This window comes from Maribacter stanieri (assembly GCF_900112245.1).
Lineage (GTDB): Bacteria > Bacteroidota > Bacteroidia > Flavobacteriales > Flavobacteriaceae > Maribacter > Maribacter stanieri.
Genome location: NZ_FOYX01000001.1, coordinates 1,174,529 through 1,197,791, shown reverse-complemented (window position 1 = coordinate 1,197,791; position 23,263 = coordinate 1,174,529). Strand labels below are relative to the sequence as shown.

General features: G+C 33.3%; 20 protein-coding genes. 14 read left to right on the top strand and 6 right to left on the bottom strand.

Translation table 11 applies throughout. The features are described 5' to 3' along the window. Positions 1 to 230 precede the first annotated feature (230 nt). From BM296_RS05180 to BM296_RS05140, 9 genes are all read left to right on the top strand, one after another. Positions 231 to 3,134, top strand: a complete 2,904-nt coding sequence (locus BM296_RS05180) for a hybrid sensor histidine kinase/response regulator transcription factor (RefSeq protein ID WP_091901935.1) — start codon at positions 231 to 233, stop codon at positions 3,132 to 3,134. A 343-nt stretch (positions 3,135 to 3,477) separates the two neighbouring features. Beyond that, positions 3,478 to 4,296, top strand: a complete 819-nt coding sequence (locus BM296_RS05175; protein WP_091901933.1) for a DUF4412 domain-containing protein — start codon at positions 3,478 to 3,480, stop codon at positions 4,294 to 4,296. Positions 4,297 to 4,306: 10 nt separating this feature from the next. After that, a complete protein-coding gene (locus tag BM296_RS05170) occupies positions 4,307 to 4,927 on the top strand; it encodes a hypothetical protein (protein WP_143099043.1) in 621 nt (206 codons plus the stop codon). 7 nt (positions 4,928 to 4,934) lie between these two features. Continuing rightward, on the top strand, positions 4,935 to 6,974 hold the full coding sequence (locus tag BM296_RS05165; protein WP_091901929.1) for a hypothetical protein: 2,040 nt from the start codon (positions 4,935 to 4,937) through the stop codon (positions 6,972 to 6,974). 2 nt (positions 6,975 to 6,976) lie between these two features. Further along, the gene (locus BM296_RS05160; protein ID WP_091901927.1) at positions 6,977 to 8,758 is read left to right on the top strand and encodes an OmpA family protein; all 1,782 of its coding nucleotides are present in this window, start codon (positions 6,977 to 6,979) and stop codon (positions 8,756 to 8,758) included. A 17-nt stretch (positions 8,759 to 8,775) separates the two neighbouring features. Beyond that, positions 8,776 to 9,216 (top strand): hypothetical protein, encoded by a 441-nt coding sequence (locus tag BM296_RS05155; RefSeq protein WP_027065245.1) that lies wholly within the window; start codon positions 8,776 to 8,778, stop codon positions 9,214 to 9,216. A gap of 66 nt (positions 9,217 to 9,282) precedes the next feature. Next, the gene (locus BM296_RS05150) at positions 9,283 to 9,924 is read left to right on the top strand and encodes a hypothetical protein (protein WP_091901926.1); all 642 of its coding nucleotides are present in this window, start codon (positions 9,283 to 9,285) and stop codon (positions 9,922 to 9,924) included. 358 nt (positions 9,925 to 10,282) lie between these two features. Further along, entirely contained in the window at positions 10,283 to 10,918 is a 636-nt protein-coding gene (locus BM296_RS05145) for a hypothetical protein (protein ID WP_027065247.1), read from the top strand. Next, positions 10,919 to 13,741, top strand: coding sequence for a CHAT domain-containing protein (locus BM296_RS05140; RefSeq protein WP_091901924.1), 2,823 nt, complete (start codon positions 10,919 to 10,921; stop codon positions 13,739 to 13,741). It begins immediately after the preceding gene. Here the strand turns inward: BM296_RS05140 and BM296_RS05135 are convergent. Continuing rightward, a complete protein-coding gene (locus BM296_RS05135) occupies positions 13,721 to 14,458 on the bottom strand; it encodes a tetratricopeptide repeat protein (RefSeq protein WP_143099042.1) in 738 nt (245 codons plus the stop codon). The genes BM296_RS05140 and BM296_RS05135 overlap by 21 nt on opposite strands. Then, positions 14,455 to 15,027, bottom strand: a complete 573-nt coding sequence (locus BM296_RS05130; protein WP_091901921.1) for an RNA polymerase sigma factor — start codon at positions 15,025 to 15,027, stop codon at positions 14,455 to 14,457. The genes BM296_RS05135 and BM296_RS05130 overlap by 4 nt, the downstream gene beginning before the upstream one ends. A 110-nt stretch (positions 15,028 to 15,137) precedes the next feature. Between BM296_RS05130 and BM296_RS05125 the strand changes: the two genes are divergently transcribed. The 3 genes from BM296_RS05125 (at position 15,138) to BM296_RS05115 (ending at position 17,599) form a co-directional block, all read left to right on the top strand. Further along, a complete protein-coding gene (locus tag BM296_RS05125) occupies positions 15,138 to 15,734 on the top strand; it encodes a hypothetical protein (RefSeq protein WP_143099041.1) in 597 nt (198 codons plus the stop codon). 29 nt (positions 15,735 to 15,763) lie between these two features. Continuing rightward, on the top strand, positions 15,764 to 16,312 hold the full coding sequence (locus BM296_RS05120; RefSeq protein ID WP_091901918.1) for a hypothetical protein: 549 nt from the start codon (positions 15,764 to 15,766) through the stop codon (positions 16,310 to 16,312). Positions 16,313 to 16,501: 189 nt separating this feature from the next. Next, positions 16,502 to 17,599: an adenylate/guanylate cyclase domain-containing protein gene (locus BM296_RS05115; protein WP_245786966.1), complete on the top strand. Its 1,098-nt coding sequence runs from the start codon at positions 16,502 to 16,504 to the stop codon at positions 17,597 to 17,599. Here BM296_RS05115 and BM296_RS05110 read toward each other — a convergent pair. Genes BM296_RS05110 through BM296_RS05095 form a run of 4 tightly spaced genes read right to left on the bottom strand, consistent with a single transcriptional unit; the run spans position 17,586 to position 20,278 of the window. After that, positions 17,586 to 18,044 (bottom strand): hypothetical protein, encoded by a 459-nt coding sequence (locus tag BM296_RS05110; protein WP_091901916.1) that lies wholly within the window; start codon positions 18,042 to 18,044, stop codon positions 17,586 to 17,588. The two genes, BM296_RS05115 and BM296_RS05110, sit on opposite strands and share 14 nt — an antisense overlap. A 2-nt stretch (positions 18,045 to 18,046) precedes the next feature. Beyond that, complete coding sequence (locus tag BM296_RS05105; protein WP_091901914.1) at positions 18,047 to 18,706, bottom strand: hypothetical protein; 660 nt, start codon at positions 18,704 to 18,706, stop codon at positions 18,047 to 18,049. Next, on the bottom strand, positions 18,696 to 19,220 hold the full coding sequence (locus BM296_RS05100; RefSeq protein ID WP_091901913.1) for an RNA polymerase sigma factor: 525 nt from the start codon (positions 19,218 to 19,220) through the stop codon (positions 18,696 to 18,698). The genes BM296_RS05105 and BM296_RS05100 overlap by 11 nt, the downstream gene beginning before the upstream one ends. A 14-nt stretch (positions 19,221 to 19,234) precedes the next feature. Further along, complete coding sequence (locus BM296_RS05095) at positions 19,235 to 20,278, bottom strand: alpha/beta hydrolase (protein WP_091901911.1); 1,044 nt, start codon at positions 20,276 to 20,278, stop codon at positions 19,235 to 19,237. Between the two features lie 248 nt (positions 20,279 to 20,526). Between BM296_RS05095 and BM296_RS05090 the strand changes: the two genes are divergently transcribed. Further along, positions 20,527 to 22,311: a helix-turn-helix domain-containing protein gene (locus BM296_RS05090; protein ID WP_091901909.1), complete on the top strand. Its 1,785-nt coding sequence runs from the start codon at positions 20,527 to 20,529 to the stop codon at positions 22,309 to 22,311. A 224-nt stretch (positions 22,312 to 22,535) separates the two neighbouring features. Beyond that, positions 22,536 to 23,258, top strand: coding sequence for a porin family protein (locus BM296_RS05085; protein ID WP_091901907.1), 723 nt, complete (start codon positions 22,536 to 22,538; stop codon positions 23,256 to 23,258). Positions 23,259 to 23,263: the final 5 nt, after the last annotated feature.

The window sequence follows — 23,263 nt, the reverse complement described above, 5'->3', positions numbered from 1 at the left end:
CTCAAACTAAGAACGTATCCTCCTAAAAGGCGCTACAAAACTATTGCTCTTACCTAGCTATAAAGTAATTTGTAGGTAAAGAATGTGTTACCAAATTGATGCCGCTATATGCCACAGAGTTGATTTCGCTTATACGCTAATTGTTTCATAAGTCAATTTAAGGTCGAAAAATAAATTCTAGGCTTCTCCTTTTATATCCTATTCTTATATTTAGTACAAATCATCATAGTATGAGGAAACTACTAATTATACTTATATTTTTCTGCTCTCTAGTTTCCTATGGCCAAAATTCAAATAATTATACAGTCAATCATAAAAACTTCAAAGATTTAATTTTCAAAAATCCGGATTCGGCTTTGCACTATGTTAAAAAATTAAAGATTGAAAAAGATGCAACAAATTCATTTTTTCCATCTTACTATTATCACCAAGACCTTGGTCAATATTATTTCTTTGTAAGTCAATTAGACTCTTCTGAACATCATTATAAAAAGGCATATGATATTAGTAGTTTACAAGGCAATGACTCTTTAGCCATAAACAGTAATATTTGGTTGGCAAACCATGAATACTTTAAAGGTGAAATGGAAAAGAGTCTCTTGAGATATGAAGTTATTCTTGCGCTTTCTAAAAAAGTAGACTACTTAGAAGGCATAGCTTCGGCATACAGCATGTTTGCTTCGGCAGAGCCAGATCTTAGCAAAAAAATGAATCTTTATTTAAAGATAGATTCCCTTTACACAACCAACAATATTCAAACTTCTTTATTGGCAAGGGTAAAAGGATATATGGCGGAAATTTATTTGGATGCCAAAGGAAATAATGATTTAGCAAAGAACTACATAGAGCAATGCATAGCCATATCTAAAGAAGTAGATTATCCGCCTGGTGAATATGAAGCCAATAGACTTTTGGTTAAACTTGCCGTTCAAGAGAATAATTTTGATGTAGCCATTCAATTATATGAACAGCTATTAACTCAGGGCAACAATATTGGTGATCCAACAGCAATAGTAGTAGCAACCATAGGACTTGCCAAAATGCATTTTAAAAAAAAGGAGTATGCCAAAACGGAAAAATACCTGACCAACGTAAGTTATTTAATAGAGAAACCACAAGCTTCTACTTTAGCAGGAGTAGTTCACTTACATTGGGCAGAGCTTTTTATAGCGCTCAATGAACCAAAAGAAGCCTTGTTTCATTTAGAAAAAGCCCGATTGCATCCTGATGTTACAGATCGATTAGGTTTTAAAACAGAACTAAATAGGGTAGAAATTAAGTATTATGATTTAGTGAAGGATTATGCCAACGCATACCGAACTAAACTAGCTTACGACGAACAAGTCGAGTATCTCAATCAGCAAGAAAACGCCAACGGTTTTATATTAAATCAACAATTACGTTTTAAGGAGCAGCAACAACAAGAAGTAGCCCTTTTAAAAGCACAGTACGAACTGACCGATATGTTACAAAAAGCACAGCGTAATTTTCTATTCGGGATCATAGCCTTTACCTCTTTAGTTGCGCTGTTAGTATTTGTTCTATATCGTAACAGAATAAAAGTGAATCGCAAATTACAAGAAGTTGACGCCTTAAAAACCGACTTCTTTACGAATATATCTCATGAATTTAGAACTCCTTTAAATTTAATCTCGGCACCAATTCAAGAAGCACTGACCAATACAAAACTCAGCAATGATCAAAGAAACCATTTAGAGATTGCTCAAAAAAGTACTGTAAGACTATCTTCTTTAGTAGATCAACTACTAGAATTATCTAAAATTGATAGCGGCAATAGAAAATTACGTATACAACAAGGGTATGCCACCCAACTGATTTCAGCTTGGAGCGAGTCTTTTTCATTTCTTGCCTTGCAAAAGAATATAGCTTTTAAACTTCAAATTTCAGATACCGATAAACTGTGTTGGTTTGATCATAATGCTGTAGAGAACATTGTCATAAATTTATTGGGTAATGCCATAAAATATACGCCAGAGCGAGGTACCATTCTTCTTAGTTCGAAGATCGTTCAAAATAACTTAAAGATAACAATAAAGAACACCGGTAATGGCATTTCTACTATACAGATGAAAACCATCTTCAATAGATTTTATCAGACCAGTGATCATAACGAAGGTATTGGTATTGGTTTATCACTAGTAAAAGAACTTACTGAACTACATGGTGGTAAAATAAACGTTAGCAGCGACAAACTAAACTGGACGCTTTTCGATGTATCTCTATGTATCGACAAGAAAAAGCTTAAAAATATAGAGGTCATTAAAAGTATTGAGCCTAGACATTCAAAAGTTACCACGATTACTGAATCTAAAACTACTCAAGAAGAAATTTTACCTAAGAACGATTTGCCCATTTTACTTATAGTGGAAGACAATAAAGATGTAAGAACTTTTCTTCATAACACCTTTAAAAACATGTACTATATTATACAGGCATCTGATGGTGAAGAAGGTATTCAAATAGCACTTAATAAAATACCCGATATTATTATTTCAGACTTGATGATGCCTAAAAAAGATGGTCTAGAGCTAACAAAAACCTTAAAGAATGATGAACGTACCAGTCATATCCCCATTATACTTTTAACGGCAAAAGCTGGTGAAGATAACGAATTAACGGGTATAGAATTTGGTGCAGATGATTATATTACAAAACCATTTAATCAAAAAATACTAGAGCGTAAAACCGCTTCTTTGGTAGCGCTTAGAAAAAAGTTGCAATCAAGGTACAGTCAAGAAATAATTCTAAGACCAAAAGAAATTGCGATATCGTCTGTAGACGAAAAATTCTTGAGCAAACTTCAAAAAATTCTTGATAACAAACTCATAGACCCCGCCTTTAACGCAGCTGATTTTAGTGCTGCAATTCACATGAGCAGAATGCAACTTCACAGAAAACTAAAAGCGCTTACAGGTCTCTCCACTACAGAATTCATACGTTCTCAACGTTTAAAACTAGCTACACAAATGCTAAAAAAACCTGGTATAAATATATCAGAAGTCGGCTATAGCGTTGGTTTCAATAATCACGCATATTTCAGCAAATGCTTTAAAGAAGTATATCATTGCACTCCTTCAGAATATATTGCTTCGCACAACACTAAAATACAATAACAGACTACCTACCAATTGGTTACATATTATATAGTAATTGTTACATACAATGTAGTACCATAAAAACACCTGTATTAATTTCACATTTAATAAAACTCGTGTATTTCAAAATGCAAAGTCAAACTGACTATGAAGAAAGACGATAATAGTCTTAAAGGCTCAATTGACAGTTTACCTGAAAAACAGATTTACTTGAATATTAATCATTTAAAAGAAGGGCTTTACATATTAAAGATCCTTCATGACAGTAAGGTGATCAAAAAAATATCGTTCCGAAAAAAAGATTGATGTTAACCTTTTTTAAATCGTGTCATTAAAAGACAAACGACTAAAAAAGAACATCATGAAAACATGTAAACTAATAGCGATTTTGTTTGTATTCAGCATAACTACCAATGCTAACGCACAATTTTTTAAAAAACTTAAAGAACGTGCACAGGAAGCTGCAGCACAAACTATAGAGAGAAAAGTAGCTGAAAAAACAGAGCGTGAAACAGAAAAATCTTTCGACACTGTCTTTAACAATAAAGGTAGAATGTTTAAAAACAAAAAAGCCGAAAAGCTAGAGCTTTATTCATTTAGCCACGAATATGTAATGGAAATTGAGAGTGATGGAAGCACGACCGACATCACCTACTATTTAACCAATGATGATGAATATATAGGAAGCTCTTTTAATATGAAAGATGCTTCTGAATTCGTAACCGTAATGGATTTACCCAATGAGGCTATACACACCTTTATGAACATGGGCGGACAGCGAACAACAAATTCGGTACAATTAGATTTAGAAGATGCGCCTGAATTGGACATGGATAGCGATGATTATTCAGTATCGAACACAGGCCAAACCAAAGATATTTTAGGATATGAGTGTGATGAATATCAAGTTACCGGTCCACAATTATCTGGTACTGTTTGGATAACACAAGATGCAGATATTTCATTCAATACCGCATATTCAAGTTTACGAAAAAAGAAATTTAAAAACATAAAAAAGGGAATTGACCCATCATGGTTAAGTATTATAGACGGTTTAGTACTTGAAATGGATATGATCGATTATTCACAGAAAAATGCGAAACCAGTTCATATGATCTGTACACAACTTATAGAGAAAGACTTTAGCATTAACACTTTAGATTATGAAAAACCATTTTAAAACATTCACCATGAGACACACATTAGCGCTTTTTTTTATTTCACTTTTGATAGCCTGTAACGATACCCCTAAAAAACAAGATACAAGCGAACCTGATTCTAAACAGGTTTTATCAGAAAAAGTAGAAAGTAGTTCAAATACTTCAGGCGATTACAGTTCTCTATATAATAATGACGATTGTGATATGAGTATTGCTGAATTGGCCGAAGTGCTCAAAGTACCGGAATCAAACCTTGATATGCTTGACAAAATCGGTGAAAACAAATGTTCTTTTGACTTGAAAGGGTTTGGTACAAATACTTTAGATGGTGACTCAAGAATTTCATGGAGGTCTACACCTAGTTCAAAGAAACAAAACAAAAAAGAAATTGCCAGCTATTTGGAACGTAAAGAATCTGGGTTAAAGATTATGGGGATGGACATAGAGTTAGCTGAAACCGGAGATTCTTATATCGCCCAACAACCCGCTCATGGAAGAATAATCATTTACAATGAAAATTATGACCAAGCATTTTTAATGCATTACGGAATTAAAAGCGCAAATACCAATCGCACCAAAGAGCAACATGAAGAGCTACGTCTTAAAATGACCAACCTAGCGAACTATTTATTACAAAAACATAGAAAATAGCAATGTCATGAAAAAACTACTACTCCATATTATTCTATTGTTCAGTTTTGTTGCATTCGCACAAGATGAAATAAAAATGCCCGAACTAGATACGGGCAATCAAGTCTATACCTTAGAGTTTAGTCCAGATTCACAGAATGAAGAAGTGATTTCTGCTTATATGCAAGGTGAAACTGAAAAAGATTCTTTGCGGTTTTGGGCAGAAGGTACTACGCTATTACAAAAAGTAATGGTTACGGTAATTACCGATAAAAATTCTGATATTAAAGTGGATATCGTTAAAGATAACTGGACAGACAGTAAAATTAACGGGCTGACCAACAACGGTATATTTCAGGAAGCTTTTGAAACAGCAGGTAAATTTGGTATTGTAGTAACCGGTCCAAAACTTAATGTTCCTTTTCAACTTGCCGTTTGGACTACTGGTGAAAAGATACCGTTCATGGGTAATTTGTATTATCCTGCCAATGAAGCAGCTGCTGAGAGAAGTGGTCAAGTACTTAATGCCTCAAACTCTAATTCTCCTGCACAAAATAGTATCGTACAAAATAGCACGAATACAATACTTTACGTTGTAATAGGGTTTTTCAGCATTATCACTATTTTATTAGTACTACTATTGGTTAAAAAGAAATCTGCAAAAACGCTTCTCATTTTAATTTGCTTTGTTCTAGGTCAACAAATTAGTTCTGCTGGTGCTCGACCATCCCTTTCTGAAGTATTTACTGGAGCATTGAAATTTGTTCATGAAAATCATGACGGAATTCAAGATTTTTTTGAGGGGGCAAATAATGTTGCGAACGAAATCATGAGGCGGTTAAGTGCCGACGACGACGATGCTCAAGCAAACGCAGATCCTAGAGGAGGCCCAAGGTTACCCTCTTCATGTATACCACCGCAATTTGGAACTAACAGAAATGGTGACAACAACACTTCTGACCCAGGTATGCAAGGCTCTAGCAATTCATCAAGCTCAGATTCATCTTATGAACCTCTTACTACATCATCATCAAATTCTAATTCTGATGGTAGTGATAATATTAACTATGATGAATATAACTCTTCAGGACTTCCAGTATATGATAGCAACAACGAACGTATAAATTACCCTATAACCACCGATGCAGGTCGCCCGAAATATGATATTAACGGTAATCTTATTCAGTATCGTGAGCCAGTTCATAATGATGAAGTTGGTCCTTATGGAAGACCCGTATATGACAGAAACAACAAACCTATTGAGTACCCTGTTTTTGGAGACGATAAGCGTCCTAAATATGATATTAATGGCGACCCCATCCGATATGCAGAAGGTGAAACACAGTCTAGACCAGCTTTAGATGCAAATAAGAAGCCTATTCAATATGATAATTATGACCGCCCTAAATATGACAACAATGGCAATCCTATAGACTATTATAAAGATGATAATTCAAATCCTCCAAAACAAAATAAGGATAGTGGTTTCCCTGTAAATAATAAAGAAAACATTGAAAAAACTAAAAAAAACCCTCCTAATGGAATACCGATGGCAGCATTGAAAACATCAGATGCCATTAATAATATAGAAGTCAGTTTAAATATCGAAAAATATAAGGTCTTTAATAAAACCTATGAAGAAGCAAATGTTTTAGGATTGATTACTGCAATGATGCCAAATGAAAACGACAATGAAGCAGGTTGTGCTTGTTTAGAAAAAGAATATACCAATTTAAATAACAGACGATTGAACTTAGAACGACTGCGTGTAATATACTCCCATGCCATGAAAAAAATAAATGCGGGTATAGCATTTGGCGATAACGTATCTGGCGTTCATGGTGTATCTGGCTTAGCTTGGCAAAGTCAAAAAATGATTATTCTAACAAAATCTATTCCCACCTTAAACAAAGCATATGATGACAAATATGCCGAAATGATTCACGCACTTGAAGAAAATTTAAGGGCAATTGAGAATTGTGAATCCATGTTGGGTTATGACAATTGGTATAACCATGCTGGCTTCATTTACTTTCAATTTATGGCGGATAAATACAAAAGACAATAATCATGAGAAATTATTTGATATATCTGACATCGTTCGTACTTATACTATCATGCGGTGAGACTAAAAAAAATGGAGAAATTTCTGAAGAACAGCTAGAACTACAATCAGACCGCGATGTAGAAGCCAATATATCATCTGATGATTTAGAAAAATCAATGGAGCAATTGGGTGGTATGTTTAATATGGGCGGTGATGAAGAGAGTACAGATGAAGGTTCTCCAGAAACAAATGCCTTAAAGAAGCTTTTAGAAATGAGCGGATCTGATTTTCATGGCTCACAAGACCTAGGTTCTTTTGGTGATATGCTAAAATCAGATGCCATACTTGATTTATTAGAAGCAAGCGGTGTGTCTAGAGAAGAAATGCAAAAATTGATAAACAACCCAGATAGTCTAAAGCTTCTAGCTCAAGAAGCGATGAGGAATAGAGAGTTAAAGCTTAAAAACGAACCAGAATTAAAAGGTAAGCTATCAAAAGAACAGTTGACTTCTAAAAATACACCAACGGGAGTTTCACTTGAAGAAGCTATTTTAATAGTACAAGCAGAATCTGGACCTGAAGCTACCATGGCAAAACTAAAGACTATTGATTCTTTAGCGGGCACCAATGTTATGGAAAAATTGGACTTGACCGAAGCAGGATATGTTATGCGCGATATTGAACGCAAAAATGAAGAACCACCTACTGTCGAAGAAACCAAGAAAATTGAAGTGCTGAAAAAAGTAACGGGACAGTTACATAGTGTCAAAGAAGCAAATAGCGTTTTGACTGATCTTGAAAAAACTGAAAATGACATCAACTCTGGCACATTAATAGCGAGTTCTAGATATCAAGAAACCATACAATATCGCAAGAAAATTGTCAAGGTATTCCAAAAAGATTTCGAGAGAAAGGCTAAAGCAGCGAAGGATAAATTCCAAAAATTAAATCCTGATCTCTATTTTGGTGATGAAGCCGGTGAAACATATGTTGGACATATGAAAAAGGCAGTATACCTGCCTCTAGGAGAATTATCGTTCGCTGATGCTGTTGTAGCCTACAATCATCCCTTATTACTAACACAGCAAGTAAAGAATGTACTTGGTGAACCAGATGTGCTACAAGGTTATGACATAGAAGATATTACGGGAATTCATAGCCTTGGATTAGGCGGTACCATTACAGTTCAATTTACAGATAATGCATTGACAGATGTTAATGGTCCTGACCTTTACATTTTTGAAATCGGACAAATAGAACCTACTGATTTAGAAATATCCAAAGACGGAAAAAATTGGATTCATGTTGGTAAAATTGATGGCGGTGTGGCCGAAGTAGATATTTCACCTTTTGTAAAACAAGGGGAACTTTTCTATTATGTACGTCTTACCGATTTAAAGAAAGAAAGTGGATTACCAGGTGCCGATGTTGATGCTATTGCAGCAATTGGTGCAGCCATGCGTTTAAATTTGGATAGCAAAGTGCTTTTTGAGTCGGGTAAATCTATTTTGAAACCTGAAGGGATAGCAGCCTTAAAAAAGTTGGCACATAATATCGCTGTACTAAAAAAAGGCAATGTAATTGTAGAAGGCCATACCGACGATGTGGGAAGCGCAGAAACTAATCAAAAATTATCATTAGCAAGAGCTAAAAGTGTATCTGCTGAATTGAAAAAATTAATTCCTAGCAGTAGTTTCCGTTGGAAAGAAAAAGGTTTTGGAGAATCACAACCCATGGTCGAAAATGATACCGATGAAAATAGGGCCAAGAATAGAAGAGTAGACGTTTTGATTTTACCTAATTAGCACATAAATAGTATAAAATGTCAAAAACATTTTTTTATATAAGCTTAATAACAAGTCTCATCTGCACAAAATCTGCATACTCACAATCTTTACCAGACAGTTTATTTGGTGCTTGGAAACTTATACAAATAAGTGGTGGATTAGGTGGAAATGACCATTCAAAACCAAATCACAATGCTATTATATTTTCATCTGACTGCAAATTCAAGGCCTATTTAAAAAACACATTAAAATCCTCTTCAAATTTTAATTTATGGAAATCCACATCAATATATAGTAGTACAGATAGCGTGTACAATATTCAAATAGATGATAAATTTACTTTTTGGGGCTCATTTACTGTTTACAACAATATATTATATATACGTGATGAAATGCATGATGGTTTCACCCATGTATACCGAAGAATATATTCAAGAGAGAAAATAGACCAATTACTAAAAAAAGAAACGTATTAAATAATGAAAAGAGTAATATCACATATACTTCTGATACTATCAACATTTAGTTGCTACTGTCAATCTATGACACAAAATGAAGTTCTAGATCTTGTTGAAATTTTAAATAATGAGGCGACAAACAACATTCAAGTGACTTTTACAGATAATAAGGCCGAACTAAAATGGCACCAAGAAACTACTGTTCTTTCTATTAAAAATAAGTTAGATAATTCACCAGAAATTGACTCTACCACAATAAAAAAACCAATACAACAAACGAAAAATAGACAAGCTGGTCCAATATACTTCAAATACAATTTTGAGCCTGCCACCAGTATTGAAACCAATTTTAGAGCTAATAAATACGGAAATATTTTTTTGACTTTAAAATTTAGTACGCAAGACACTATAAACATTAGAAGTCAACTAAATGAATACTCATGTGTTCACAGAACTTCAGATTCGTCATCACATATAGTTCAATGGTCTGGTGACACCTATATTAGTTTTTTACTCAACCCTATGAAAACTGCCGATACCATTCAATTTAAGGTACAGGGTATAACCATAAGTGGAAAATTTGCAAGAAAAGACCAAAAACCAATTCATAAAGAGTACTCCAAAAACTTAAGAAAAGATTTAAGACAAGCGTTTGAAACTTTTTTTAATCAAGCCTCTTTTAAACTAAAAGACAATAATAATCATGTCCTAGAAAAAGCAATGTAGCGTCAACATGCTCTTGATTTTTTTCTGAACAATGTTAACCTTTTTCACCTAACTGCATTAATTGTAAATAACAATTAAAACAAGGAAGATGAAAACAATTTTACGCACAATTCAAGTTACCATAATGGTATTTCAGTTACAGAGACATCTAGAACAAGAAAGTCTAAAAGTACTTTTTCTTGATGTTAAAAAAACTTAGCTGATATCAAACATTCCGTAATACCTACCAGTGTTACATACCATATAGCACCTGTTACATATTTCATAGATACTAGATGGCAAACCATATATTTTTGAGTATAACCAACTGACCTTTAAACTCTAATTAAATCTATTTATTAAATTTAAAAACTACATCATGAAATCAAAATTATTATTAATAGTAATGTGCAGTATTGTTTTATGCGCATGTTCAAAATTACCATATGGAGATATAGGTAAAGAGGACATTGGTAAAGATGAAGAAATCATATTAACCGAAAACAACTACATTTATGAAGGAGAGCTTCTAAAATTTGTTTTAAATAAAGATATTGATTCACTTGAAGCACGTATTAAGGAGCTTAAATCAATTTCTGGCAAAGGTTTGTCATTAGAAGAGGAGTTGGAAAAAACTAATCAATTACATGCAGAGTTAGTAGCATTTAATGGAACAGTACCATCTTTTTCAGATATACTTGATGAATTAGGTCGTCGAGGCCCCAATATCCCAAGACCTCCTCGCCCAGATGTTTTACCAAATGAACTAAGATACATTTTAGGGTACAACTTAGAATCGATCCTAGTTCAAGGATCTAATGAAAATAATCAAGTCGTGTTAGAATCTGATAATGGGTACCTTTCTCCATTACCCGGAACTGAGGGATATATACAAATTCAAGAAGTGAATGTGAATGAATTAATAGTAAATGAAAATATTACTTTAAGTATAGAACGAAAAGATAAAAATGGTATGAATTTCATATATTCAATTTCAACTATAGTTCAAAAATAAATGAGCATTCAAAGTTTAATGATAGCCTTCAACCTTAGGATTGAAGGCTATCTCATTATTAAAAATTTCAATTTAATAGTATTTGCATTTTTTGTTATAATCGTTGCCAAAGCTCAAGATAAAACCGAAAATTTAGATTTAATCTATGAAAAAGGATATGAGCATTTCTATATAAATAAAGACTCCGCTTTATTTTATTTTGATTTAATGGAGACTTATGCATTAGATGATATTGAATCAATCATTGATGCCAAAACTGCCAAAGCTGAAGTTTTAGAATACCATCGTGATCTATCTGAACTTGATTCAACACTTATTGAGCTTGATTCTCTTTTTAAAACCCATTACAATTTTATAACCAACGTTGATGATGGTATTTTTTATAGAGTTCATTTTGCATACCAAAAAGGAAACTACTATTACATTACAAATAGATTTGAAAAATCGCGTGTCTTTTTCAATGAAATAATCAATATTATAGAGCAACAACCAAAAAAATTAATGGATGTTGATTTACATACGTATCTATCTACAGCTTATGGTTATTTAGCCAAAATGTATAGCAATGAAGGAAAACTAAATCTTGCTAGAAAATATTACGAAAGAAATATTCGAAATTTAAAAAAGAATAACTCAGAGGATAAATCTTCGCTGCACGCGAATTATAATCTTTTAGCAGAAGTATTAAAAAGGCAAAAAAACTACGAAGAAGCGAATTCATTCCTTTTTAAAACATATCGTTTTAATATAAAAAACAGTAAAGACAATGATTTATTGACAGTCTTGAATATTGCCCAGAATTACAATTCTCTTTCACAGTCTGATAGCGCAAAATATTATGTCAATATAGCTAGAAGCTTACTTAAGAAAAATGATCCAGAAGAATCTAGTTTTTATCAAGTCAGTGCCGAAACTCAACAAAAAAATGGCAATTACGATTTAGCCTTAAAAGAATTTCAAAAGGCTTTAACATTAGTCAGTACAAATTGGGGCGGAAATAGTTCTTTTAAGAAGGCGCATATACTTAATAAAATAGGATTGTTACAAAACCAATATCAGTATTATCACAAAGCTCTTAACACTTACGACAAGGCAATATTATTACTCTCTAATTCAAGTTCAGAAAATAGTCAAAATAAACTATTTCAAGTATATAGAAATAAGGCTATTGTGTTAAACACTTTAAACACAAGTGAAAGTCATTTATCAGCATTTAACACCACTGATTTAAGTATCAAAATTTTAGATGATCTTAAAACAGGTTTCCTAAATAATAATGATAAATTAAGATTAATTGAAAATGCGTTTCCTCTTTTTGAATCAGGACTAATAGCTGCTCATAGTTTGTACGAATCTTCTAAAAATGATTATTATATTGAAGAAGCTTTTAGATACTTTGAAAAAAGTAAATCAGTATTATTATTAGAAGCATTATTATCTTCACAAGCAACGACTTTCGCCAAGATTCCAAAAGAAAAAGTGACTTATGAAAATCAGCTGAAATCTGAAATTACAAATATTGAAAAAGAACTTTCTTCTTCGAGAAATATTGAAGTTGGGCTTGAAGACAAGCTTTTCAATTTACGTCAAGAACATATTAATTTAATTGTAGATTTAGAAACCAACTACCCGGCATACTATGACTTAAAGTACAATAATAAAATACAAACACTAACTGAAGTACAAGATAACCTCACAGAAAATGACCTCTTTATTTCCTACTTCTACGGTAACCAGAATATTTATACAATTGCTATTTCAAAGAATGACAAGTTCTTTCATAGTATTACGATTACAGAGGAGCTTGAAAACCATATTAGTGAAGTTCATGCTATGCTCTCGAATGCTAAATCGAACCCAGATTTACTTTCCAAGTTGAGTCATAAACTGTATCAAAAGATACTAGGGCCAATTTTAAAATTGCATCCTCAAGAAAGAATTATACTTGCCCCAGATGGATTGTTAAATTATATTCCCTTTGGCAGTCTGGTTACTAATGAGAGAGAGCGTCGCTACTTGATAGAAGATAAAATAATCAGTTATGTGAACTCAGCCACATTATGGACTCAATTAAATGGCAAAAAGCAAAACAGTGCTAAGCTTCTAGCATTTGCACCTAGTTTTGATGCTAATATACCTTCAGACGACTCCCGATCTCAACTATTAGGTAATTTACCGCACAACAGAAATGAAGTCCAGCAGATATTGACATCTTTTAGTGGTAAGTCATTTATTGATGACCAAGCTACGCTTCAAAACTTCACTGCTACTTTATCTGATTATTCGGTCTTACATTTGGCAACACATGCTGTATTTGATGATAAAAATCCAGAATATTCTTATTTAGCCTTTACACCTAATACAGCATCTGACGACTTGCTTTTTGTAAAAGACCTATATAACTTAACCTTAAATGCTAGTCTCGTTACTTTAAGTGGATGCGAAAGTGGTATTGGCGAACTCAAACGTGGAGAAGGTTTTTTGAGTCTAGCTAGAGGATTTTTCTATAGCGGTGCAGCTAGCATTACCAGTACACTTTGGAAAATAAACGACAACTCTTCTTCGGATTTAATGGGGAATTTTTATTTAAATCTTGCTGATGGAAAAGCGAAGGACGAATCTTTAAGAGAAGCCAAGCTTACTTTTCTAGAAAAGAATAAAGAGAACGGTTTATCTCATCCATACTGGTGGTCTGGCTATATTATTCAAGGAAACACAAAACCTTTAGTATCATCTTCAAAATGGCAGTGGATTCTTTATGGCAGTATAGTAATCTTGCTTCTTTTTTTAGGTAGAAAGCAATTAGTCCAACTTTTTAAGTAATTCAGAGGCTTCTTTAAATTTATATTTCTTGTTCTGCACAAGCTCCTCTAATAACTGCTTGGCTTCCTTATTTTGATCAAGTTTTAAATTTGCGAGAGCAGCATACCAATATGCTTCCTGTTTAAATTCACTATTAATCTCTATAATTTCCTGAAATCTATCTATGGCTTTTAAATAGTTTTCAATAGCCAGGTATGATTGCCCTAGGTAGAAATCTACATAATCCAATCTAGTTTTTTCTTTTAAGTCTAGAAGATATTCAATCGCTGCATCATAATTATTGGTTTCATAGGCTTCAAAAGCCATACGTTCTAAAGAATCATCTGAAACATCGCTACGTGTAATTGTATATACCGTATTTGGGTATTTTTCATAATTATTAGCAAACAATTGTTCTTGTGCATTAAAGGCATTAGAATTAAACAGTAACCAACTTGCCCCTAATAAAAGTATAATACTTGCTGCAATACTTAATGGTTTCCACCAGGTTCGTTTATTGGCAGTAGAAACGGTGTCTCTTTCTGTTTCAAAACGCTGTAATTTTTTCTTTAATCCAATTCGGCTCTCTTCTCTAATTACCGCTTGAACATCTTTTTCAAGAAGAAATTGCGACTTAAACTCATCATCCTCTTCTAAAAACTGGTTAAATACAACCTTCTCTTCTTCGGATAATGAACCGTCAAAATATTTTAATAATAAAATTTCTTTGTCCATCATAGTTTGGGGGCATTATTAATGGCTTCCTTTAATGTTTTTAAACATCTAGATTTCTGGCTTTTTACCACATTCTCACTATTGTAATTTCCTTCTGTCATTATTTCTTTGATATTGTACCGTTGATAATAGAACAGCTTCAAAATTTGCTTGCATTTTTCTCCTAATTTCCCAAAATACATACGCAATAGTTTTTGTTCAGGAGAAAGCTCCTCCGAGTCAATATCAAATTCTTCAATTTCAGCATCTACCTCTTCTATCCTATTCAATAATAATTCATTATTGGTATGCTTGCTTTTCTTTCTTAATCGCTCCATAATCTTGTACTTACCAATACTTATTATATATGTACTCAAAGAGCTATTCAACGTTACCAACTTTCCATTTTGGATATTTTCATATAACGCCACATAGGCATCTTGATAAGCATCTAATACTTCTTCATCTGCAAGAGAATATCGTTTCGCAAAATTTAGAAACAGTTCTCTATTGTCTTCATACACTTTTTTAAAAGCAGATTCAGAGCCTTTTTTTAGTGCATCAAATAAAGATGTATCTGAATGATTTTCCATTTAATGTATTTATGGATAAATAGTTAACACTTAAAAGTAAAAAAATTAAAGTGAATGTTAACCTTTTCTTCCAAACAGCATGAATAGTTGCAACCAAAAACTAAATTAAAATGAAAATAGCAACCCTCCTATTTATATGTACAGCATCAATTGCTATGAATGCGCAACTAGTACTTGATGATTTTACTACTGGTGAAATCAGCCATTTGACATTTACCGATATGAATGAAAATAGAAAACTACAAACAGGCAATCACATCATAGGTCAGCACCGACAGGTTTTTGCAAAGCTCAATCAAAACCCTTTTGAACACAACATGCAATTAAGTATAAAAAAAGGGCTACTTGTTATGAGCTACGGTTATGATACTAGGGGAACAACTTATTTAAACTACGGAGTCAATAAAAATGGAAATGCGCCATTAAATATAGATGCCAGCAAATACAAGTCTTTAAAAGTAGAATTTGAGGCTAAAAGTACGGTAAACGGCATCAACTTGAATCTTTTTACAAATACCACTTATGCCGCATACGGCAAACATGTACCGGCTCGTGAAGGTAAGTTCGTCTTTACCATTCCGTTTTCAGAAATAAAGCCGACCGGCGATGATTTTACATTTTCTGATATTGATTTTATAAGGTTACAATTCGATTCTAAAAGTAAAACCGGTTGTAACATGGCAATATCAAAAATTTGGTTCGAATAAATATTTAATAAACTATAAAAACAGAAATTATGAAAAATTACAAGAAAACCATTTTATTAGGGGTATTCGCTTTAACAGTATGTTCTTTCAACGTTATCAAGGCAGCAGATAACTCAGAAGTAATGAAATCAACGCTACCGTTTGTAAATTCAGATTATACCAATGCGGTGTTTGCGCGTTTGGTCTCTAAAATAAATGAAGGTTTTATTTTCAACGCCCATGTAAGTTCTTCAACAGTTAAAAAAGATGGCAATGTAGAATTACCGTTTACCACTTTTGGTTCTGGACCTCTAAATTTGACTAAAGGCGATATCATTAAAATTGAAAATATTGAAACTTCCTTCAATGACCGTAACAATTTTCAAAGTAAAAAGACCGTAGAAAGTATGTCTATTTCTTCTTCAGGAAACAATGTGAAAGTAAAAATGCAATTTCATACCTGGAGCCAAAATGTAGAACTTTCTAATGTAAATATTACAAAAGAAAGATTTGGATATTTTATAACCGGCACACAATCTAATAATACAAAAACTGTGTACTATACTATTGCAATATCACACAGAGGAAAACTTATTTAATACTTAATTTGCCTAGTATATATCAAAAACCGAGGTCGTTATCTCGGTTTTTTTATGCTTTAAATCTTAATAAACATTGTCAATTTTCATATCAACTCCACATTACAAACTACTTAAAACAATACAAATCTTCCTTTTCTTAAATTCTTTGCTATTTTAGTTGCAACCTAGATTTTATAGGAAGCGGGCATGAGTTTAACTCCGAAATCAAAAAGAAGATTACAACGAATTCTACCATTCGGTATCATTTGGTGCCTTATCGGTTTTTTCGTGCTTTTTATTCAAGAGGCAGCTACCAGCCACCAAAACCTGAACCCTAATGTAGTAATTACATTAACTCCCAAGGTCCTCGCTTTTGCCATAATTTCGGTTACATTAATTGGTCTCTTAGTAGGTGCGGTTGAAATATTATGGCTTGGAAAACTATTCAATAATAAAAGTTTTTATAAAAAAATCTTTTACAAACTCAGCACCTATTCATTTTTTCTAATTATTACCATTATTATCGTTTATCCTATTGCGGCTTCAATAGAGCTTGGTGTGCCCCCATCAAATGAAAAGGTTTTAAACAAACTATCTAATTTTTTAATTAGTATTGATTTTTTAAGCACCATGATATCTATCGCGGTAAGTCTTTTTGTGAGTCTCTTTTATTCTGAGATTAGTTATAATGTGGGTGATGCAGTACTTATGAATTTCTTTACAGGAAAGTACCATAAACCTATTCAAGAAAAGCGCATATTTCTTTTTTGCGATATGAAGTCATCTACAACCATTGCAGAACATTTGGGGCATATTGAATATTTTAAAATGCTAAAAGCTTACTATGCAGATTTTACCAATGCCATTATAAACCATTCAGGAGCCGTATATCAATATGTTGGTGATGAAATCATTATCTCTTGGAAGTATGAAGAGGGTATAAAAAATAACAACTGGATAAATTGTTTCTTGACCATGAAGCAAGACCTTCACAAAAAGGCAGATTGGTATAAAGATAATTTCGGATTAGAACCTACCTTTAAATCTGGATTTCATTTAGGAGAGGTAACCACCGGAGAAATAGGCACTTTAAAAAAAGAAATCATTTTTACGGGTGATGTTCTAAATACTACCGCAAGAATTCAAGGACTCTGTAATTCACACAACGTAGATATTCTAATTTCAGAAGAGCTTATTAAAGAGCTAAAACCAAAGCATGGTTTTAAGGTAAAGTCTATGGGCATTACTGAATTAAAAGGAAAAGAGGAGAAAATGGAACTGTTTACTATTGCTAGAAGTAATTAAAATAAAAGGCGATAGCATTACCCAATACAAAACTGAAAATTACATTTACTAAAGATATCTTGCCCAAATTAAAGGCATTGGAAAATGCGATATAAAAAGCAACTATAGCGCAGACCAAAAATGCCAACATAATTAAATACGGAACTGCAATTGTAGCGAACCCAAGCAGATTAATGGCAATATCCAACACCGCTGTAAATGCAAACAGCGCCATTGCAAAATTGGTTTTCTTATGACCTATAAAGAGATAATAAGCTGCTACCAATAATTCTACACAGATAGCAATGGCGCCAAACTGACCATAATATGCCTTGGTAAAATATACTCCAAAATGTTCAGGTGTATCGACTTTTAAAAAGAGTATTACACCTATTACTAGAGCAATCACACCAAAACTAATGGCAATTAACTTTCTAATTTTCGCAGTACTATTTACGTTGGCCATCACTATTTTTTAAATTCTTTAATATCGTTCAAAAATGCAATCGCTTTTTGAGTCTTAGTACTTGAAAGCACTTGAATAATTTTTCTAACCCACTTAATATGCATGTTTTTATAGCTTAACTTATTAAGAAAATATAGTAGCGGTAGCAATAGCATTGCATTAATAACCAAATACCTTACTACAAAAGCACTATCTAAATGAGGAAAAATGTCAAAATCAAAAAAGTAAGCTAAGGCTACCAATGGGTACGCCCACCAGACCGGTGCAGATAACAATGCGAGTTTAATGAACAGCAAACTATGCATGTTTATCTTCTCTATTTTAGCTCGTATTTCAACTATGGGTTTAGCGTAATCAATTTGCGTCACCAAAACCACTTCGCCAATACTACCAATAAGAGCTATTAACGCAAATACCTGTAATATAACTCCGCTAACAGCCAAATGCAATACACCCCAATGATTGGCGGTAAATTTACCAAGCACTATCATCACCATTAAAAAAAACGCTACCTCTATACTTCTTAAAAGTAGAATTTTATTCGTTTGTTTTTTGGTATTATCAAGCTTCATTTTTTCTAACGAAGCCATATTTAAACTCAGAACACTATCCAACTTTGTGTTGTATTCTGCAAAAATTTCCTTTAGCTCATTATCTTCCATGATTATTTATTTTATCAAATTCTTTCTTAATTTTTATTTTAATTCTTCCAATTTTGGTGCCGACGTTAGTGGTAGAAATCCCCAGTACATCAGCAATTTCCTCATAGCTATTTTCTTCTAAGTACAATAGCATTATTGCCTTATCTAGCTCTTTTAGTTTTTGAATAAATTCCTGCAACAATTTTACATTTGCCGACAGTGCCAGATCTTCTACTGTATTACCATCTTCTAGGCGAAACACAGATTCATCGTTAAAAAAATCATTTCTTCGATACCATTTCTTTTCTTTTCTATAAAATGAAATAGCCGTGTTCAGGGCAATTCGGTACATCCAGGTGGTAAACTTGTATTGGGGGTTATAGTTATCAAAAGCATTCCATAATTGAATGACAATCTCTTGTTCCAAATCCTTCCTATCCTCTCTTTGCGGGCAATAAGAGTTCACAATTTTATAAATGATACGTTTATGCTCATCTATCACTCGTATGAATTTTTCCTTTTTGGTCGGTTCCATGAGTTGGTTGGTGGTTACTGTAAGTTATGGTTATTGAACCAGTTAGCAATAATCTTCATGGCCTTATTGTTATGGCGAATTCCGTTGTGGGTTTCATCAGGAATCACAAAAACCTTCCCATTACTATTTTCAGTAACTGCAGTATGAAACTCCTCAGCAACAAATGCTTCGTCATTGGCGCCAACTACCACAAGCAAAGGCTTGGTCATATGTTGTAATCCTTCTTTATAATCTGCAGGGTACATACTTTCATTAGCACGATAACTATACTTGGTTACAGGCATAGATTCTGGCAAGTTAAAGAATAGCACAGGCAGGTCATTATACTTAGTCTCACCAATAGCGTTCATCATTTTTATGCCAATAATTCTATTTAAATGCAGTTTTAAAAATGGTTCTTGATCCCCTTCTACTGGAGCAATTTTTAGTGTGGGAGAATTTGCGCCCAATTGTGGTGCAAAAAGTAAATATCCGTCTACTGCTATAGCGTCTTTAGCCATGGCATATCTTAGAATAATACCACCACCCATGGAGTGCCCGGCAAGTATAATTTTCTGATTTGGTTTTTCCTTTTTTATACTGGTAACTACATCTATGACGTCATCTACATATTGGTTTATGTATGATACATCACCAGGAGTTCCTTCAGATTGCCCATGACCCCTAAAATCTAGAGCTACAATTTCGCTGTGTGTAGCCTCTTGTAACAACCCTGCTGTTCTATTCATCATATAGGCACTAGATAAAATTCCGTGCAAAAGTAGAATGGTGGTATCACTATCGCTATTGTATTTATAAGCGAACAATTGTTTTCCATCTTTAGCAGTAAATTTTCTAGGCTCATTTTTATATAGCTGCTCCAAACCTAAATCAGCTATGGCTTTAGCATCCAAAGGTTTCTGATGTTGTTGCGGTTGAAAAGTAGGATCAGGCAATTGTATCAGTTTAGTAACTTCGCTTTGTGTTTTTTCAAATTGCTCCCAATTCTCCTGAGCCATAATACATGACATCGAAAACAGAAAGGCGAACAACATTAAATGATTGACTAATTTTTTCATGACTGTTTGATTTTTTTGATTGTTTACAATATGATTCGCACTCGACTGAATAAAATCACACTTTTCAACAATTATTTTTATAAATGTTTGATTTTCAATATAAATGTAGCCTGTATCCTACAAGTAAATGTTCTGATTTTCATATCTGAGTTCTATATCACATTACCGTGTAGTTTTCTATAAAAAATTGGTATTTTTAAAATACCGAATAACCAAACCATCCCCGAGAATCAAATACTAATTGACCCGTGCAAGCTGTTTTTAATTCAAAGTCTATAGCTGTGCTTCCTTTTTTAAACATTGGAAGTGATGAAAATGAATACTTTGCTGATGGCATTTCTGAAGAAATCATCAATGCCCTTACCAAAATTGATGGGCTAAAAGTTACCGCTAGAACCTCATCATTTTTCTATAAAAACAAATCGTTAGATGCACGCCATATAGGAAATGAACTTGGCGTTGAAACTCTATTGGAAGGTAGCGTTCGTATTATTAAAGAAAGAGTACGGATTACCGCACAGTTAATACGTACCGATAACGGGTTTCATATGTGGTCTGAAAATTTTGACCGTGAGCTTACTGATATTTTTGAACTACAAGATGAAATTAGTTTACTAATTGCTGATAAAATACGTGAAAATTTCGGTCATTTTGAGTTACAAGAACATCTGGTAGCATCAGCAACGAATAATATTGAAGCTTATAAACTATTTCTAAAAGGACGTTCATTTCAATTAAATTGGCGTTTAGAGGACATTAACACTGCCATTACTTATTATGAAGAAAGTGTTGTCATTGACCCTTTATTTGCAGATGCCTATGTAGGTATTGGTTGGTGTTATGGTATTTTGGCAAGCTGGCAATATATAGACCACAAAGATGGTATTGCAAAAGCCGCATTTTATTTAGATAAAGGGGTTGGTTTAAACCCAACTTCCCATGTTGGTTATTTTGGAAAAGCAACCATTAGTTTTTGGGGAAATTGGTTGTATAATGAAGGCTTATCCTATTTAGAAAAGTGTTTAAACATAAACCCAAAGTACACCGAAGCATTAGAGGCTAAATCCGAAATTTTAACGGCTTTAGGCAAGTTTATTTTGGCTAAAACGACCATTGATTCGGCTTTGGAAATAAATCCGTTATCACCAAACCACCACTACACCAAAGGAAACATCTATTATTTACAGGGAGATTTTGATAATGCAATTATTTCATTAGATGTATCTCTTAAAATAGACCCAACCTTTGTTTTGGCAATGGAACTAAAAACAGCTTGCTACATACACCAAAATAATTACAGCTCTTTTATTAGGTATATTGAAATAAATAAGCATTTAGAAAGACCCAATCTTTGCAAAAAATTGTTCGATTTGGTAAACCGTAGCAATCATTTTGAAAACCAAAATATAGGGGTAGCAATTGATGTTAAAAACGAAAACAGTACACACTTACCTTGGAATTTTTATATTTTAATACATGAGGATAAGAATAGTGCTTTAAACACATTAAAACACCATACGGAATTAAAAACTGGTCAGTTTATAAATTTCTCCAATGACCCATTTTTAGCTCCGCTACGCCAACTACCAAATTACAAAGACCTAGTAAGCGAATTGTTTAGCAGCACGGTTTTACCTAGTAATATTGAAAAAGGGAAAAGTAACAATTCTGAAACTCTCTTTGAAGGCGAAGAATTAAATGATTTTGCCACAGCATTAGAAAATACAATGACAAATAGCAAGCGATTTTGCAATCCTGAATTATCGCTAAAGCAATTAGCTTATGAAATCGATCTACACCCTAACAAACTATCTTGGTTGTTAAACAATCACTTTGGTAAAAATTTCAACGACTTTATAAACCATTATAGAATTAAAGAATTTCAGCAACTGGCAATTTTACCAGAAAATAAACACATTACACTATTAGGTTTGGCGTATGATAGCGGCTTTAATTCTAAAACCGTTTTCAATACTTTTTTCAAAAAAGAAACCGGTACAACACCTAAACAATGGGTTAAGGCAAATTCATAACTCTATTATTTTAGTCTTCACCGTTCTTCTTTAAATCATTCACTCATTTTAAAAGGTTCTGAATTATTTTTTAGAACCAACACGTGTGTATGCGAACTTTTAAAAAGGTTTAGCCCGGTAACTTGCACCTGAAAATGAATTGATTATATCTTTTTCAATAAAAAGTGTGACAATTTAAAAAGCAGTTCGAATAATAAAACAATCAATCAAAAAACAATCAAATCATGAGAAAACAAGTAGTATTATTAATGGTTTTAGGGCTCCTGGCATGGAAAACAATTGCCCAAGAAACCTACTTAGACGTAGTATTGAATTACACACCCACCACCATGAGTTTTGGGGATAATAACGATGCCATAAAAGACTTTAAAAAAGGGTATTGGGGACTACAAGCAGGCGCGTCTTTACAACTGGGTATTACAGATTATTTCTCTGTAGTACCTGAAATGTACTTTGTAATGAAGGGTACCAAATTAAGTCAGAACAACCCTTTAACGAACCAAGAAACACGAATACGTTTCAACACCTTAGACGTACCGCTTTTAGCTCGTTTGCATTTGTGTGACATATACTTGAATGCCGGACCTGTAGTAAGTTATAATTTAGGAGGAAGAGTAAAAACAGAAGGCACTGAAACATTAGAAGCGAGTAAAACCAAAATGAATTTTGGAACCAGTGCAGAGAGTTATAGCCGTTGGGATGCCGGACTTCAATTTGGCTTAGGTTATGAAATTCAACTGAAAAAATCACGATTACTTTTAGATTTCCGCTATCACTACGGTATGGTAGATATGGGCAATGGCACAGACATCTACAACCGGTATTTTAATATGAATATACTACTGGCAAAAAAGTGGAAGCGAAATCCATTATCAAAAGCCAAGACAAAAGATATGGCTCTTTGGGAAGCCGTTGACAGAAATCCGTTTGCACTTCATAACAATTAATACTA